Origin of the sequence: Gordonia sp. SCSIO 19800 (assembly GCF_018132775.1) — a bacterium.
GTDB classification, from domain to species: Bacteria; Actinomycetota; Actinomycetes; order Mycobacteriales; family Mycobacteriaceae; genus Gordonia; species Gordonia hongkongensis.
On the sequence record NZ_JAGRQM010000010.1, the window covers coordinates 69,221 to 85,707 of the forward strand.

At 68.6% G+C, this 16,487-nt stretch carries 15 protein-coding genes; 9 read left to right on the forward strand and 6 right to left on the reverse strand.

Annotation, left to right across the window (positions count from 1 at the left end):
• Window positions 1-3: 3 nt before the first annotated feature.
• Window positions 4-1,131 carry an NDMA-dependent alcohol dehydrogenase gene (locus KB201_RS13570; protein WP_058252255.1) on the forward strand — a complete coding sequence of 376 codons (1,128 nt, stop codon included), beginning with the start codon at window positions 4-6 and terminating at the stop codon, window positions 1,129-1,131.
• Window positions 1,132-1,155: 24 nt separating this feature from the next.
• Here the strand turns inward: KB201_RS13570 and KB201_RS13575 are convergent, their stop codons facing one another.
• Together KB201_RS13575 and KB201_RS13580 are read right to left on the reverse strand one after the other, a co-directional pair.
• Window positions 1,156-1,725: a potassium channel family protein gene (locus KB201_RS13575; RefSeq protein ID WP_058252254.1), complete on the reverse strand. Its 570-nt coding sequence runs from the start codon at window positions 1,723-1,725 to the stop codon at window positions 1,156-1,158.
• A complete protein-coding gene (locus KB201_RS13580; RefSeq protein WP_058252253.1) occupies window positions 1,722-3,719 on the reverse strand; it encodes a M13 family metallopeptidase in 1,998 nt (665 codons plus the stop codon). The genes KB201_RS13575 and KB201_RS13580 overlap by 4 nt, the downstream gene beginning before the upstream one ends.
• A 399-nt stretch (window positions 3,720-4,118) precedes the next feature.
• On the opposite strand from KB201_RS13580, the gene KB201_RS13585 reads away from it, so the two are divergent.
• Window positions 4,119-5,570 (forward strand): NAD(P)/FAD-dependent oxidoreductase, encoded by a 1,452-nt coding sequence (locus KB201_RS13585; protein ID WP_211539465.1) that lies wholly within the window; start codon window positions 4,119-4,121, stop codon window positions 5,568-5,570.
• Between the two features lie 36 nt (window positions 5,571-5,606).
• On the opposite strand, the gene KB201_RS13590 is transcribed toward KB201_RS13585, so the two are convergent.
• Window positions 5,607-6,053 (reverse strand): pyridoxamine 5'-phosphate oxidase family protein, encoded by a 447-nt coding sequence (locus KB201_RS13590; RefSeq protein WP_211539466.1) that lies wholly within the window; start codon window positions 6,051-6,053, stop codon window positions 5,607-5,609.
• 93 nt (window positions 6,054-6,146) lie between these two features.
• Here KB201_RS13590 and KB201_RS13595 point away from each other — a divergent pair, with 93 nt between their 5' ends.
• The 3 genes from KB201_RS13595 (at window position 6,147) to KB201_RS13605 (ending at window position 8,619) form a co-directional block, all read left to right on the forward strand.
• On the forward strand, window positions 6,147-6,890 hold the full coding sequence (locus KB201_RS13595) for a FadR/GntR family transcriptional regulator (RefSeq protein WP_211539467.1): 744 nt from the start codon (window positions 6,147-6,149) through the stop codon (window positions 6,888-6,890).
• Between the two features lie 15 nt (window positions 6,891-6,905).
• A complete protein-coding gene (locus tag KB201_RS13600) occupies window positions 6,906-7,625 on the forward strand; it encodes a sterol desaturase family protein (protein WP_058252317.1) in 720 nt (239 codons plus the stop codon).
• A gap of 76 nt (window positions 7,626-7,701) precedes the next feature.
• Window positions 7,702-8,619, forward strand: coding sequence for an NAD(P)-dependent oxidoreductase (locus KB201_RS13605; protein WP_211539468.1), 918 nt, complete (start codon window positions 7,702-7,704; stop codon window positions 8,617-8,619).
• 124 nt (window positions 8,620-8,743) lie between these two features.
• Here the strand turns inward: KB201_RS13605 and KB201_RS13610 are convergent, their stop codons facing one another.
• Window positions 8,744-9,508, reverse strand: a complete 765-nt coding sequence (locus KB201_RS13610; RefSeq protein WP_058252248.1) for a pirin-like bicupin family protein — start codon at window positions 9,506-9,508, stop codon at window positions 8,744-8,746.
• Between the two features lie 204 nt (window positions 9,509-9,712).
• On the opposite strand from KB201_RS13610, the gene KB201_RS13615 reads away from it, so the two are divergent.
• Window positions 9,713-11,350: an NTF2-like N-terminal transpeptidase domain-containing protein gene (locus tag KB201_RS13615; RefSeq protein WP_211539469.1), complete on the forward strand. Its 1,638-nt coding sequence runs from the start codon at window positions 9,713-9,715 to the stop codon at window positions 11,348-11,350.
• Between the two features lie 27 nt (window positions 11,351-11,377).
• Here the strand turns inward: KB201_RS13615 and KB201_RS13620 are convergent, their stop codons facing one another.
• Complete coding sequence (locus tag KB201_RS13620; RefSeq protein WP_058252246.1) at window positions 11,378-11,845, reverse strand: DUF3054 domain-containing protein; 468 nt, start codon at window positions 11,843-11,845, stop codon at window positions 11,378-11,380.
• Window positions 11,846-11,851: 6 nt separating this feature from the next.
• Window positions 11,852-13,117 carry a YbhN family protein gene (locus tag KB201_RS13625; protein ID WP_159371612.1) on the reverse strand — a complete coding sequence of 422 codons (1,266 nt, stop codon included), beginning with the start codon at window positions 13,115-13,117 and terminating at the stop codon, window positions 11,852-11,854.
• A 115-nt stretch (window positions 13,118-13,232) separates the two neighbouring features.
• Between KB201_RS13625 and KB201_RS13630 the strand changes: the two genes are divergently transcribed.
• From KB201_RS13630 to KB201_RS13640, 3 genes are read left to right on the forward strand one after another with little or no spacing between them, the layout of a single operon-like run.
• A complete protein-coding gene (locus KB201_RS13630) occupies window positions 13,233-14,558 on the forward strand; it encodes an AI-2E family transporter (protein WP_058252316.1) in 1,326 nt (441 codons plus the stop codon).
• A complete protein-coding gene (gene macS, locus KB201_RS13635) occupies window positions 14,555-15,766 on the forward strand; it encodes a MacS family sensor histidine kinase (protein ID WP_058252244.1) in 1,212 nt (403 codons plus the stop codon). Before KB201_RS13630 ends, macS begins: the two co-directional genes overlap by 4 nt.
• A gap of 22 nt (window positions 15,767-15,788) precedes the next feature.
• Window positions 15,789-16,466 carry a response regulator transcription factor gene (locus KB201_RS13640; RefSeq protein WP_058252243.1) on the forward strand — a complete coding sequence of 226 codons (678 nt, stop codon included), beginning with the start codon at window positions 15,789-15,791 and terminating at the stop codon, window positions 16,464-16,466.
• Window positions 16,467-16,487 lie beyond the last annotated feature (21 nt).

Below are 16,487 nucleotides of genomic sequence, written 5' to 3' on the forward strand. Positions count from 1 at the left end.
CGAATGAAGACCAAAGGTGCAGTTCTGCGCAATCCGGGCGAAGAGTGGAAGATCGAGGAGTTCGAGCTCGGTGATCCGGTCGCGGGCGAAGTCCAGGTCAAACTCGTCAGCTCGGGTCTGTGTCACTCGGATCACCACCTGCGGACCGGCGACAGCCCGGCACCCATGCCGGTGCTCGGCGGACACGAGGGCGCCGGCATCGTCACCAAGGTGGGCCCGGGTGTCACCCGCCTCAAGGAGGGTGACCACGTCGTCACCGCCTTCATCCCCGCGTGCGGCACGTGCGAGCCGTGCTCACGCGGTCAGCAGAACATCTGCGACGAGGGCGCGCGGCTCCTGACCGGCCTGTCCATCGCAGACGACACGAACCGCGCGTACACCCACGACGGGGTGCCACTGGTGCAGATGTGCATGCTCGGCACCTTCGCCCCGTACATCACGGTCAATCAGGCGTCGCTGGTCAAGATCGAGGACGACATCCCCCTCCAGACGGCTGCGCTGCTCGGTTGCGGTGTGGCGACCGGCTGGGGTTCGGCCGTCGAGATCGGCGGCACGCATGCCGGTGACACCGTGGTGGTCGTGGGCATCGGTGGTGTCGGTATCAACTCGGTGCAGGGTGCCGCGGCGGCCGGTGCGCGCAACGTCATCGCCGTCGATCCGGTGCCGTTCAAGTTGCAGATGGCCGAAAAGCTGGGTGCGACACACACGTTCCCGTCGATGGAGGCGGCGCTCGAGGCGATCGGTGACATCACCTGGGGCAAGATGGCCAACACGACCATCCTCACGGTGGGTGAGATCGACGGGTCGATGATCGCCCCGGCTCTGGCTCTCACCGGCAAGGCGGGACAGGTCGTCGTCGTGGGCATGGGCAACTTCGCGTCCATGGACGCCCAGATGAACCTCTTCGATCTCACCCTCATGCAGAAGCGCGTGCAGGGCGCCATCTTCGGCGGTGCGAGCCCCCGCACCCAGGTTCCGGCGCTCCTGAACGAGTATCGGGCCGGCAAGCTCAACCTCGACGGCCTGGTGACCAACACCTACCGACTCGACCAGATCAACGAGGCCTACGACGACATGCTGGCGGGCAACAACATCCGCGGCATGATCGTCTACGGGGACGACGACTACTGAGACTGAGCCAGTAGCGACGCCAGGTCACCGTCCGGTGGCCTGGCGTCGCTGGTTCACCAGCAGGTTGAGGAAGCGCACGCCCAGACCGAGGAGCAGCAGGGTGCTCGCCATCTGGATCGACACCGCGACGCGCGCACCCTGCGAATCCGGCGCGATGTCGCCGAAACCCGTCGTGGTGAACACGGTGAGGCAGAAGTACAGCGCGTCGACCCGGGTGAGCGACTCGTTGAAACTGCCGGGATCGTATTCGGAGAACAGGAAATACGTCGTCGCGAATGCGACGATGTAGAACCCGGCCAGCGCCACCAGCATCTCCATCGCGGTCGCGACGGGCCGGTCGGAACCGGCGAACTTGCGGACCTCCCAGACACAGAACGCGATCAGCAACGCGGCCCCGACGACGAGCCCGAGATAGTTCAGATCGCTCTCTTTGTCGATGGGCAGCAGGAAGTATCCGGCGAGCAGGACGACGGCGGCTCCGATCGGTCGCAGCAGAGCGACCGTGAGTTCGCGTCCCCGCACCAGACCCAGTGATGCGGCCGTACCCGGCGGACCCTCGTCGCGCGGATCGGGTCCGCCGGGCACGTCGTTCACCAGATCCGCACGCGTTCGGCGGGGTCCAGGTACAGCGAGTCCCCGGGCTTGACGTCGAAGGCCTCGTAGAACGCGTCCATGTTGCGGACGACGCCGTTGCACCGGAACTCCGGCGGCGAATGCGGGTCGATCGAGAGGCGTCGGATGGCTTCGGCATCTCGGGTCTTGGTCCGCCAGATCTGCGCCCAGCTGTAGAACACGCGCTGTGTTCCGGTCAGGCCGTCGATGATCGGCGGTTGGGCCCCGCTCGCCTCGTTCGCGATCTGGTACGCGACGAGTCCGATCGACAACCCGCCGAGGTCACCGATGTTCTCACCGATGGTGAAGTCGCCGTTGACCTTGTGCTCGGGATCGAGTCCGGTCGGGGTGAACTCACCGTACTGGTCGATGAGTTTGCGTGTCCGCGAGGAGAACTCGGTCCGGTCGGTGTCGGTCCACCAGTCGACGAGGTTGCCGTCGCCGTCGTACTTCGCGCCCTGATCGTCGAATCCGTGCCCGATCTCGTGACCGATGACCGCGCCGATGCCGCCGTAGTTGACCGCGTCGTCGGCGTCGGGGTCGAAGAACGGTGGCTGCAGGATCGCGGCGGGGAACACGATCTCGTTCATGCCGGGGTTGTAGTAGGCGTTGACCGTCTGCGGCGTCATGAACCATTCGTCGTGGTCGACCGGTGAGCCGATCTTGGCGAACTCGCGGTCCTGCTCGAACGACGCGGACCGGGCGACGTTCCCGATGAGGTCGCCGCGATCGACGCTCAACGAACTGTAGTCGCGCCACTTGGCCGGATAGCCGATCTTGGGGGTGAACTTGCCGAGCTTGACCAGCGCCTTCTCCCGGGTCTCCGGGGTCATCCACGGCAGGTCGGAGATGTTGCGGCGGTAGGCCTCGACCAGGTTGGCGATCAGCTCGTCCATCCGTGCCTTGGCCTCGGGCGGGAAGTGCTTGGCCACATAGAGTTTGCCGACCGCGAATCCCATCGCGGCCTCGACGAACCCGACGCCCCGCTTCCACCGGTCGCGGTTGGCCTCCGCGCCGGTCAGGATGCGGCCGTAGAAGTCGAAGTTCTCGTCGACGAACGGTGCGGACAGGTACGACGCGGCCGAATGCACGAGCCGCCAGGTCAGCCAGGTCTTCCACTCGTCCAGGGGGCGATCCGTGAGGAGGCCGGCGACGCCCGACAGGAACGACGGCTGCGCGACGACGACCTCGGCGAAGGTCGCGTCACCGCTCGTGCCCAGGCCGCCGAACCACTCCGAAAACGGGAAACCGTCTGCGGTGGTGCTCAACTCGTCGAGGGACATGAGGTTGTAGGTGAGCTCGGCATCGCGGCGTCGGACCACATCCCAGTGCTGAGCGGCGATAGCCGTCTCGAGGTCGAGGACCGTCGCGGCCCGGGCGGCGGCGTCGTCGAAGCCGGCGAGCGCGAACATGCGCTCGACGTGCGCGACATACGCCGTCCTGGTCTCGGCGTGCTTGTCCTCCCGGTAGTAGGACTCGTCGGGAAGTCCGAGACCGGACTGCGTCAGGTGCACGAGGTATCGGTCGGACTGCTTCGCATCCGTGTCGACGTAGTAACCGAACAGGCCACCGGTGCCGTGGCGCTGCAACCGTCCGATCCGCCGGGCGAGCGCCTCGAGCGAGTCGATGGCCGCGATCTTCTCCAGTTCGCCGGTGATCGGGCCGATCCCGAGGGCCTCGATGTGGTCGGTGTCCATGAACGACGCGTACAGGTCGCCGATCTTCTGCTCGTCGGAACCGCTTTCCGGGTTCGACGAAGCGCAGTCGGTGATGATGTCGCGCACGTTCTCCTCGGAGTTGTCGCGCAGCACGTGGAAGGCGCCGTCGACGGAACGGTCGTCGGGGATGACGTGCGACTCGAGCCACTTGCCGTTGACGTGAGCGAACAGGTCGTCCTGAACGCGGACGGAATCGTCGACCCACTCGAGGTCGAGTCCGGAGCTGAGGTCGGTATTCGATGCAGTCACGCGCTCCATCCTGTCACCGGATCGTCCATTCGTCAGCCGCCTCCGCCGTGGGCGAAATCGGAGAACCGCTGGTCGATGCTGCTGGAGACCCTTCGTGACGGCCCTCCGCAAGCTCCGGGCCTCCTCAGGGAGCGGGAGGTGCTGTCCTCCGCAAGCTCCGGGCCTCCTCAGGGAGCGGGAGGTGCTGTCCTCCGCAAGCTTCGGGTGTCCTAGGGGAGCGGGGGGTACGACGAGTCCGGGGGCATTGTAAGCCGCTGAGCGGATCAGACTGCCCCGGACTCGATGCGGCGCCCGCTGCAATCTGAAATACGCTGCGAGAGAGTGGATCATGTCCCTCGAGCCGGTTGGAGCCTCGAGGCAATCTGTGCACTCACCTACCCGGTTTCGAATCCGACCTACGCTGAACCCATGGATGCAACCTTCGACGTCGTCGTGATCGGTGGCGGTCCGGTGGGCGAGAATGTCGCCGACTATGCGATACGGGGCAGCGATCGAACTGCTGTCGTCATCGAGCACGAGCTCATGGGGGGTGAGTGCTCGTACTGGGCATGCATGCCGAGCAAGGCGTTGTTGGGTCCGGGGTCCGCGCTCGAGGAAGCCCGTGCCCTGGCGGGTGCGCGTGAACGGGTGAGCGGCGATCGTCCGGACGCCGACGCCCTCCTGGCGTGGCGCGACACAGTGAACGACCGACGGGACGGGCCCGGGGCGACCCACGACGACTCCGGGCAGGTGAAATGGGCCGAAGGTGCCGGGATGACGGTGATCCGCGGGCATGGGCGGTTGTCGGGTGAGCGGCAGGTGACTGTCGGCGACACGGTGGTGACGGCGCGTGAGGCGGTCGTGGTGGCGACGGGGAGCACGGCGTCGATCCCGCCGACACCGGGTCTGGCCGAGGCGCACCCGTGGACCTCCCGCGACGCGACGAATCTCGTCGAGGTGCCGGATCGGATTCTCGTCGTCGGCGGTGGCGTCGTGGCGTGCGAAGCGGTGACCTGGTTGCTCGACCTCGGTGCGGAGGTCGTCATGGCCATCCGCGGTGACCGGTTGCTGCCCAAGATGGAGTCGTTCGTCTCAGAGCGGATCGCTGACTCGCTGACTGCCCGCGGCGTCGACATCCGGTTCGGGACGACGATCGAGTCGGTCGACCGGCCCGGCGCCGCCGACACCGGCTACGGACGCATCCACGGCGGCCCCGCCACCGTCCGGCTCGACGGTGACGGCGCAGGTGAGCTCGTCGTCGACGAGATCCTGGTGGCGGCGGGACGCTCGCCCGCGACGCGGGATCTCGGTCTGGAGTCGGTGGGACTCGAGGCGGGCGGCCCGCTGCGCGCCGATGACCATCTGACGGTGGCCGACCACCCGTGGCTGTACGCGGTGGGAGATGTCAACGGTCGTAATGCGTTGACACACATGGGTAAGTATCAGGCGCGGGTGGCGGGGGACGTGATCGCCGCACGTGCCGAGAACCGGGACCTCGACGGTCCGCGGTACGTCGCGAGCTCCGACCACGGTGCCGTACCGCAGGTGGTGTTCACCCGGCCGGAGATCGCATCTGTCGGGCTGACCGCGAAGCAGGCGAAGGACGCCGGCATCGATGTACGGATCGCCGACGGGGACATCTCCGTGGCGGGGTCCTACCTGACCGATCCCGAGTACTCGGGTCACGCCTGTCTCGTCGTCGATGCGAGCCGCGACATCCTCGTCGGGGCGACCTTCGTGGGGCCGCAGACCGCGGAACTCGTCCATTCGGCGACGGTCGCCATCGTCGGCGAGGTCCCGCTCTCGCGGCTATGGCATGCGGTTCCGTCGTACCCGACCATCAGCGAGGTCTGGTTGCGGTTGCTCGATCAGCTGCGATGAGCCGCGGCCCGGCGGTCGCCGAGTCGAAGGCCCCGCTCAGAAGCTCAGTCGCCGGATCTTGTCCGGCCGGATGACGATCCGCACCCAGTCGTCGGCGAGGATCTCCGCGAGATCCTTTGCGCGGGTGGGATCGTCGAGGTCCCAGTAGCGGTCGGCCAGTCGTGCTGCGAGTTCGCGCGCGGCCGCACCGTCGGTCTCGATGCGCGTGGCGCCGGAAACGGAGATCCAGCGCTCGCGTTCCTCGACCGGGGTCGCGACCACGATCGAGGCGCGTGGATCTGCCTTGAGGCGACGCACCTTCAGCGAATCGGGACCGGTGAAGAGCTGGATCTCGCCGTCCGCGGTCGCCTCGAACCACACCGGCCGAGGCTGCGGCGGCGTCGGGCCGGTCGCCGTCGAGAAGAAGCCGAGGAGTGGGCGGCTGAGAAAGTCCAGATCGTCGGCGGTCAAGGTGTTGGACGAAGGCGCGGCGATGTCACTCATGGTGGGTACAACCCGAGCGCCCACCGAACATTCCTCGGTGGACGATTGGTCTTACCACTTGACCACCAGTCCTCCTGGTTCTACGGTCGGTGCATGCCGTTCGAGCCCGTGTCCCAGCAGAGCGCCCCCGAGATCGTGTTCGACCAGATCGTCGAGGGCGTGCTGTCGGGTGACCTACCGGCCGGCGAGACCCTTCCGAGCGAACGGGAACTGGCCCGCATCCTCGGCGTCTCGCGGCCCACCGTGCGGGAAGCGTTGAAGCGGGTGGCGGCGGCCGGTCTGGTCTCCATTCGGCAGGGCGACGGCGCACGGGTCCAGGACATCGCGCGGACGGGTGGCCTCGATCTGTTGCCGCGACTCCTGATCCGGGGCGGCGCGCTCGTGCCGAGTGTCGCTCGCTCGATCGTCGAGGCGCGCGCCGCGGTCGGCCCGGATGTCGCCGGACTGGCGGCGAGGCGGGTGACCGACGACCAGATCGCCAGGCTGACAGCGCTGCTCGCCGATCTCGCCGCCGAACCGGACCCGGTCGGACAGCAGGTCGCGGCACTCGAGTTCTGGAGCGCGATCGTCGACGCGGCCGACTCGATCGCATTCCGTCTCATGTACAACTCGCTCCGCGCCGCGTACGAACCGGCGCTTCCCGCGCTCGCGTCGATGCTGGAGCCGGAGGTCGGCAACATCGACGGCTATCGCGCGCTCGTCGACGCGATCACGTCTCGCGAACCCGGCCGCGCCGAGGCCGCTGCCCGTGAACTGCTCGCGCCCGCGACTGCGGCATTGCTCGAACTCTGTCAGGCACTCGAGGGTGCGGAGTCTGACATCGGAGAGGGGAACTGAATGTCTGCCGAGAGCATCGACGCCGACCACATCGACCACAGAGCGCGCCGGCAGGTGGCGGCGGAGGAACGGCGAATGCGATCACGGCGGTCGACGACCCTGCGTGCCGCATTCGCCGAGTTCCTCCGGCACCCGTCGCCCTGGATGATCGCCGCGTTCCTGGTGACCTCGTCGGCGGCGCGAATTTGGCTGGGCGGGTGGGGAATCGCCGATCTGGTCGTCCCGGTCGTGATGATCGCGAGCTTCCCGCTGGCCGAATGGCTGATCCACGTCGTCGTGTTGCACTGGCGGCCGAAGCGCCTGGGACCGGTCACCATCGATCCGCTGGTGGCGCGTAAGCACCGCGAGCACCACTCGGACCCGCGGAACATCCCCCTGGTGTTCATCCCGTGGCAGGTGCTGGTCACGGTCGTCCTCGCGGCCGTCGCGGTGGGGCTCCTCGTCTTCGCCAGTGCCGAGCGCGGTCTCACGTTCATGGCGACGCTCGCGGCGATCGGACTGGTCTATGAATGGACGCACTATCTGATCCACTCCGATTACCGGCCGCGCCACGCCTACTATCGCCGGTTGTGGCGCAACCATCGATTCCACCACTACCGCAACGAGCACTATTGGTTCGCGGTCACCACCGCGGGCACCGCGGATCGGTTGCTGCACACCTATCCAGATCCCGACACGGTCGAGAAGTCGCCCACCGCAAAGGATCTGCACGCTCTATCGCAGACGGGGGACTGACCGGCGAACCACATGTCGGTGCGGTTTGTCCCGGTAACCGGGACAAACCGCAACGCGATCCGGGATACTCGCCCGCATGCGGGTATTCGTCACCGGCGGTACGGGGGCCATCGGGGGATACGCGGTGCCCGCATTGGTCGCCGCGGGACACGACGTGCGTGCGCTGGCGCGCTCGGATGCCGCCGCTTCCGCGCTGCGTGCCCACGGCGCCGCCCCGATTCGGGTGTCGCTGTTCGATCGACACGGACTCGCCCAGTACTTCGACGGCTGCGGCGCGGTCGTCAATCTCGCGTCCTCCCTTCCGGGGACCGCCTCGTTCGTCCGGAAGTCGGCCTGGGCGGACTGTCATCGCATCCGGCGGGAGGGCTCGGCCGCGGTGGTCGACGCCGCACTTGCCGCCGGCGTGCCGCGGGTGGTGCAGGAATCGGTCGCCATGGTGTACACCGACGCCGGTGACCGGTGGATCGACGAGGAGTCGCCGGTCGACCACTATCCGATCGCGGTGGGCAACCACGCCGCCGAGGCCTCGGCCCGCCGGTTCACCGATTCGGGTGGGGTCGGCGTGGTGCTCCGGTTCGGGTTGTTCTACGGCGTCGGCGCCGCCCACAGCGAGCAGCTCATGGCGCTCGCCCGACGACGGATCGGTTTCCGGGCCGGCCGACCTGGTGCCTACGTCTCCTCGATCCACCTCGCCGATGCCGCCGACGCCGTGGTGTCCGCACTCGAAATCGGTTCCGGCACCTACAACATCGTCGACGACCTACCGGTCACCAAGAAGCACCACACGGCTGCCCTGGCGGGTGCGGTCGGCAAACATCCGTACGTGACCGGTCCCGGCCGGGCCGCCCTCCTACTCGGCGAACGCACCACGTCGCTGACACGTTCGCTTCGGGTGTCCAACAGACGGTTTCGGTCGGCGGCCGGTTGGCGACCGCGGTACGCCTCGGTGTGGGAGGGGTACGCGCAGATGGCGCGGGACCTCGTCGCGGCCTGAGTTCGTGACGTTCCGCCCTCACTGCCAGACCTCAAACTCGACCGCCAGACTTCGGTCGAAGTCTGGCGGTCGAGTTGAAATCCATACGTCGCCGGCCGGACCACGGGAGGGGCTGGTGTCCGGTTCACGCACCACCCAGCCCGGCGGCCATCGACCACACCAGCACCTCGGCGTCGGAGTCGTCGCCGGCGCGGATCGGGAACGACGCGGAGTCGACGCCTCGGAGGGCGTCACCCGGGCCCAGAACGCCGATCTCCCGGACGCCGACCCCGTCGACCTCGATCTGTCCGTGCACGACGAACAGGTGGGTGAACCGGGAAGCGGGTACCTCGACGGTCTCGCCGGGGCGGAGTCGCGCCGCGAACAGGGTGGCGCCCGAGTTGGCGACGGAGACCGCGGCGTCGACATCGGCGACGCCCGACGCGATCGGTACGAGTCCGCCCGCGGCGAGTCGGTCGCGGACATCGGCCTGCGCGTACGACGGCGCGAGGCCGTGGCGGTCGGGCATCAGCCACATCTGGACGTAGCGGACGGGCTCGGTGCCGGCGTCGGGCAGGTCGGGCCATGAGTCGTTGCGCTCGGAGTGTTCGACGCCGGTGCCCGCGCTCATCCGCTGTACCAGGCCGGGGTACAGGACACCGGAGTGCCCGGCCGAGTCGCGGTGGACCAGCGTCCCCGCGACCACCCACGTCACGATCTCGCTCTCCTGATGGGTGTGGAGATCGAAGCCCGCGCCGGGTGCGACGACCTCGTCGTTGACGGCGAGCAGCGCGCCGAAGTGCGTGTTCGACGGGTCGTAGTGGTCGCCGAAGGAGAAGCAGTGCCGTGAGGTCAGCCAGTCGGTGGCGGTGACCGGACGATCGTCGCCACGGAAGACGGTGAAAACCATGCGCCCATTGTCGCAGTGCGGCAAGGTGAGGGCGGTCGGGGACGGCCGGGTCCGGGATCTGTCGACGTCGGTCCTCGGACGGCGATCGCGCACGCCGCGGAGTGTCAAAAGTCCCGTGGGCGAGATGAGTTCGTGACCGGCTTGATCCCCGAATGGAAGCTGGCGGCGTCGATTTCGAGTGTTACACGAGTGAAAATTGTCGTCATGAAGATCTGGGTCAAGCGCGCGACGACAGCCGCTTGTGCCGCGGTCACGTGCGCGGTCATGGTGAGTTCCTGTGGGTTCGCCGGTTCGACCGACACGGGCGCCGCTGCCGCCATCGACGCATTCGCCGACGCCCTCAGCCGCCAGGACGCCGGCGGGGCCGCCACGTTCACCACCGCACCGGGACAAGCCGGTGACAGTCTCACCACCACTCTGAGACAGATGGATGCCCAACGCGTCGACGTCGACGTCGAGAATCCGGTCGAATACAGCGACGGGACCGCGACCTTTTCCGTCACGACCACGTGGAACTGGGACAAGGGCCGCGTGTTCGAATCGACCAGCGGTGGTACCGCGCGGAAGCTGTCGTCGGGGTGGAAGGTCACCTGGGACCCCGCCATCCTGCACGCCGGCCTCGCCGCCGGTGGCGCGCTGCGCGAGATCCGCACCGACGCGAAGCCGGCGCCGACCGTGCGCAGCCGGACCGGCCGGATCTTCATGTATGCCCAGCCGGTCAACGAGATCGTGCTCGACCCAGCCCGCACCTCCGACCTGAACGCCTCGGTCCGGGCCCTCGCCAGGGTGATCGCGCCGATCGCACCCCTGATCACCGGCCAGGTGATCCGCGAGAAGCTCGACGCGGCGCCGGGCCGGGCCATCACCGCGGTGGGTCTGCGCGACTCCGACATGGAGGTGCTGGCCGGCGACCCGCGTCGAGTCCCCGGTGTCGTGGTCAACCGGTCCGACCAGCTGGTGATGGCGGACCGGCGCCTGTCCTCCCCCCTCGAGGACGGGCTGACCAACTACTGGCAGGCCATCCGCGACGCCACCGCCGGGTGGCAGGTCGAGATGCTCGGTCCGGGTGCCGCGCCCCGCAAGTTGGCCGGCGAGCAGGGTCCTCCCGGACCCGACGTCCCGACCACCATGGACCAGGGCGTCCAGCTGTCCCTGGGCGACGCGGCCGTCGAGGTCGGTCAACCCGCGACGATCATGACCCTCGACGCGCAGACCGGTGCGATCACCGGGATGGCGCAGAACTCGTATGCGATCGACAGCGGCGTCGACCTCGACCAGCCCTATCCGGTCGGCACCACCCTCAATCCCGTCTTCGGTGCGATCGGGCGAGCCGTCGGGTCGGACCAGCAGCGTGGCGACGAACTGCTCGACCGGCTCGGGCTCGGCGTCCAGTTCACGGTGCCCGGCGCGAGCGTTCCGACCGCTGACCGTCCCGGGATCGCGACCATCGACTACCGTCCCGGCTCGAGCATGATGTCGATGACCAACATGGCCGCCTTCGGTGTCGCCATGGCGCGTAGCGCCTCCGGGCAATCCTCGTCGGTGCCGCCGTTCGTGCTGAAAAACGTGCCGACGAAGATCGCGGGCGGCGAGCTCGGCGGGCTCGATCCGGCCGTCGTCCGGCCGGTGCTGCAGGCGATGACCGCCACTGCCGCCACCGGCGACGCCAGTGACCTCACCCGCGCGCCGGGACTGCGTGCCCTCGTCGGCACCAACGGCCCCGAGGGGCCCGGCTGGTTCGTGGGGCTCCAGGGCGGTCAGGTCGTCGTCATCTACACCGAGGGACCCAAGTCGGGGACCGCCGCACTCCAGGTCGCGCAGAAGTACTTCACGATCAAGTAGGTCCGCGAACGCTCGCGGCCCTCGTCGTCAGGCGGCGGCGCGACGACCGAGGTAGGCGAAGACGGCTCGCCAGCCGAGCAGGAAGAGCGCGAGCACCACGGCCGCGACGATGACGAAGCTGACCGCCACGCCCTGGCTGAGGATGAAGCGCAGGATCATCGCGACGGTCACCGTGCAGAACCAGATGACGAGACCGACCGGGACGACCCGGTCCGGCCGGAAGTCGTGACCGAAGAAGTCGCTCGACCGCACATGCGCGTAGACGTAGGTGATCGACCAGCCGGCCGCACAGCCGGCGAGGAACGGCCACAGCGTGTGCAGCACCGAGGTCAGCGCATAGCCCTCTTCGTGACTGGCCCGGCCGATGAGGACGAAGACCGTGATCGCCACGGCGTCGAACAGGGCGGCGACGGGACCCGTCGCCGTTCCGCGCGCCGGCGAGGACCCCGTCTCCGCCGTCGCGTCGGAGCCCCGGTCCGTCTTCGAGCTCAGCATGGTGGATTACCGTACCGGGTCCGACGGCGGATCGGTGTCGGACGTTCGTGCGGAGTCCCCTCGTTGCGGGTTGTCGGGTCCGTCCGTGGGCGGTGCCCCCGGGCGCGGCGGTTCGACACCATCCGGCGGCGGGATGGGAAGCGCCGTACCGTCGGGCGTCGTGGGCGACGGGTCGTCGGCCGAGCGTTCGAGGGCGTCGGCGTCCCGCTCGACCTCGTCGATGAACGTGTCGTCGCGCTTGATGCGGTTACGGAACATGAGACCGATGACCACCCAGCCGATGCCCGACACGATCACATAGCTGATCAGCCGGTAGATGAGGACCGCCGTGATGGCGTCGGCGGCGGGCATCCCGGCGCTGGTCAGCGCGGGGACGAGCACCGCGTCGACGACGCCGATGCCGCCCGGCAGCAGGGGGATCGCCGAGCCGACCGCCTTGCCCGCCGCGTAGGCGACCATCAGTCCGGAGATGCTCGGGTGGGCGTCGACCGCCCAGCAGGCGAACATCAGACACCCGACGTCGGCGACCCAGTTGAACAGGCTCCAGCCGAATGCGACCGAGGTGTCGCGCTTGGTGAGTTGCACCGCCCGGAGCTGTTCGAGGGTCTCGAACAACTTCTCGGTGCCGTGGTCCTCCGGCTTGTTCCGGAGTTGATTCACCCAACCCAGGACTCGAATCCCGGTGCTCTTCAACGATTCCGGATGACTGGCCAGGTACTGCAGGACCACCGCGACCGCGAGGAACCCGGCAACGGAGAAGACGACCGAGAACGGGCTGGTCTTCGCTCCGGCCAGGAGGGCGCCGCCGAACCCGAGCACCGCGAGACCGATGCCGGCGAGCAGGCCCGACATGACGACCTGCCACGACGCGATGACCGGTGTCGCACCCCACTTGCGGGTTTCCCGATAGGTGAACGCGGGGGCGAGGACCTGGCCGCCCGGCATCGTCTGGCTCAGCGAGTTGGCCGCGAGGATGACCGACAGGGACTTCCACTGCGTGACCCGCAGGCCCGCCGAGCGCAACAGTGCGCGCTGGACCTGGGCGAAACTGTCCATCGACAGCATCGCGGCGACGAGACACGCCGCGACCCAGTGCCACTCGATCTCACCGATACGCAGCCAGGCGCCCCGCAGTTCGGGCCAGATGAGAACGACTTCGACGGCGAGGATGACCAGGACGACGGTGAGCAGGACCCATCGGACCCACCAGAACCGAGGACGGGTCACCGGGGCTGCCGCGCCCCCCGGCGAGCCAACATCCTCCGACGACATACGTGCCACCCTAGGGTAGGGGGGCCGGTGTCGGTGACGACCCCCGTCGGCGACCTGCGCAATCGGGGGTGTGTACGGCGTCCTGTCCCCGCGGTGCAGCACTAGTGTGACTCTCGTGACCGAAGCCGAACGAGCCGACCGGCCGCGCGACGTCCGGGACCTCGCGTCCATCGACCGGGCGAAGGTCCATCCGCAGGTACGCGCGGCGGCGGAGTGGGCGTGGCGGCTACTGCTCCTGGTCGCGGCCGCTTACGTCGCGACCAGGCTGTTCCGGGAGTTCGAGGAAGTCCTCGTGCCGGTCGCCCTCGCCATCCTGATCTCGGCGATGCTGGTTCCCGGGGTCGACGCACTCGACCGGCGCGGTCTGCCGCGTTCGCTGGCGGTGATCGTCAACCTCGTCGTCGCGATCGGGTTGCTCGCCGCCGTCATGACCTTCGTGGTCCGCGAGTTCATCGACGGTGTTCCCGAACTCGCCGAGCAGGTCACCGTGACCGTCGAGAAGACCAGGGAATGGCTCATCAACGGGCCTCTCGGGCTCGATCGCGACCAGGTGCGCAACTTCGGCACCGACACGCTCGACTTCATCCAGCACAACCAGGACCGTGTCACCAGTGGTGCGCTGGCCACCGCCACCACGGCCAGCGAGATCATCACCGGCGCCCTGCTGACGTTGTTCCTGTTGATCTTCTTCCTCTACGGCGGTGGTCAGATCTGGCAGTTCTCGGTCAAGCTCATCCCAGAAACCAATCGGAATCGGGTGTGGGAGGCGGGTATCGCCGGTTTCGGCACACTCGTCGGGTACGTCCGGGCGACCGTCGCGGTGGCCTTCGTCGACGCCTGCGGCATCGGGATCGGACTCGCCATCCTGCAAGTGCCCCTGGCGCTTCCGCTGGCCTCGCTGGTCTTCCTGGGCGCCTTCATCCCGATCGTCGGTGCCCTGGTCACCGGCACGCTGGCGGTGCTCGTCGCCCTGGTGACCCAGGGCTGGATCGCCGCGGTCGTCGCCCTCGCCATCGTCGTCGGTGTCATGCAGCTCGAAAGCCATGTGCTGCAACCGTTCCTGCTTGGGCGGTCGGTGCGCCTGCATCCGGTTGCGGTGGTGCTCGGGATCGCGGCCGGCCTGGTGTCGGCCGGCATCATCGGTGGTCTGCTCGCGGTGCCCCTGATCGCGTTCTTCAACACCGCGATCCGACGCCTGAAGGGGGACTCGACCGAGCCCGTGGACGGGCGCCCGGGGGTCGTCGCCGAGCCGGATTCACCGGCGTGGGACACCGACGACCCCGACGCCGCGGCCGAGACGCTCGCACACGAGGCCCCCGGCACCCCCTCGAAGGCCGGGAACCCAGGATCCGAACGCCCGGCGGATGGTCGCCGGGACGAGGTCGAGACCGACCGCGAGGGCAGTGACCGGGGCGGGGACGGTCGGGGCGCGGGAACGTGACGCGCCGGTGGCCGGGGCTCGAGGTCGGCCCGCCGGACCGGGACACCGATCCGGATCGTCTGGCACGTGTCATCGACGACGACCCGGTCGGTCCGCTGTGGCGGGGCGCCCAGATCTTCCGGCTGCTGTCCTATCTGTACGCACTCGGCTTCCACATCGCCGTCAATCCCGACCTCGACCGCGGCGGCGTCGCCTGGGTGCTCTTCGGCCTGCTCTCCGCGTGGACACTGGTCAGCGGGATCGGCTACTTCGTCGGGTTCGCGCGAAACCGGGTGTGGGTCGGTGCCGAGGTGCTCGTCGTCTGCGCGCTGATGTTGTCCACGTCGTATGTCGCCGGCGCGGAGTGGGCGTGGAACAACCAGAGCTGGCCGACGACGCTGTGGGCCACCAACGCGGTCATCTCGGTCGCGATCCTCACCGGCCCGGTCGGGGGGATCGTGTCGGGGCTCGTCATCGGCGGCACCAGCACCTTCGTGAAGGGCGAACTGAACCTCGACTTCGGTCGGAACGCCACCATCATCGTCATCGTGGCGACCGGTATGGCGGTCGGGCTCGCGGCTGCGAACGCGCGTCGGGTCCAGGACCAGCTGTCCCGGGCGGCGCGGATCGCTGCGGCTGCCGAGGAACGCGAACGGCTCTCCCGTGAGGTGCACGACGGGGTACTCCAGGTGCTCGCGCTGATCGCGCGTCGCGGACGCGAGATCGGCGGTCCGACAGGTGAACTCGCCACCCTCGCGGCGGAGCAGGAGCGTACGCTGCGTCGGCTGATCTCCGACACGGACGAACCCGTCGCCGCCGATACCGATGCGCAATGCAGCGTTGATCTCGCCGCCGCCCTGCGCGTCTTCGCCGACGCGCGGGTGTCGGTGAGTGCTCCCGCGGACCCGGTCATGGTGTCAGCGCAGAGGGGCGCGGAGATCCGCGCGGCGGTGGTCAACGCGCTCGACAACGTCGTGAACCACGCCGGTCCCGGTGCGCGTGCGTACATCCTGGTGGAGGATCTGGGGCGGGACATCGTGGTGAGTGTGCGGGACGACGGGATCGGCATCCCGGACGGCCGGCTCGCCGAGGCGGTTGCGCAGGGACGCGTCGGGGTGTCGAAGTCGATCGTCGGACGGATCGAATCCCTCGGCGGCGCCGCGCGCCTCGACACCGAACCGGGTGCGGGTACGGAATGGGAGTTCACCGTCCCGCGGGACGAGAGCTGAAAGGCGAAGGGGAGCATCGAGTATGAGTGCAGGCCGGAGTGACGAGGGGCGGGCGCCGCTGCGGATCATGGTCGTCGACGACCACCCGATCTGGCGAGAGGCGGTGGCCCGCGATCTCGCCGACGAGGGATTCGACGTCGTCGCCACCGCGGACGGCGTGGGCAGTGCCGGTCGACGTGCGGCCGCCGTCACCCCCGATGTGGTCCTGATGGACATGCAGCTGACCGACGGGACCGGTACGGAGGCGACGACGGCGGTCCTGGAGGTCTCGCCGAAGACCCGCATCCTCGTGCTGTCCGCATCGGGTGAGCGCGACGACGTTCTCGAGGCCGTGAAGGCCGGGGCCAGCGGCTATCTGGTGAAGTCGTCGTCACGCGAAGAACTGGTGGACGCGGTCCGGGCGACGGCCGACGGCCAGGCGGTCTTCACCCCGGGTCTCGCGGGGCTGGTGCTGGGCGAGTACCGGCGCATGTCCCAGCAGCCCGACGCCGCACCCGCCGCGCCCGCGCTCACCGAGCGTGAGACCGAGGTGCTGCGTTTGGTCGCAAAAGGACTGAGCGCCAAGCAGATCGCGCGGCGCCTCGACCTGAGTCACCGGACCGTCGAGAACCACGTCCAGGCGACGCTGCGCAAACTCCAGCTCGGCAACCGCGTGGAACTGACCCGCTACGTGATCGAACACGGCCTGGACGAGGACTGAGTCCTCGGCCAGGCCGTGTTC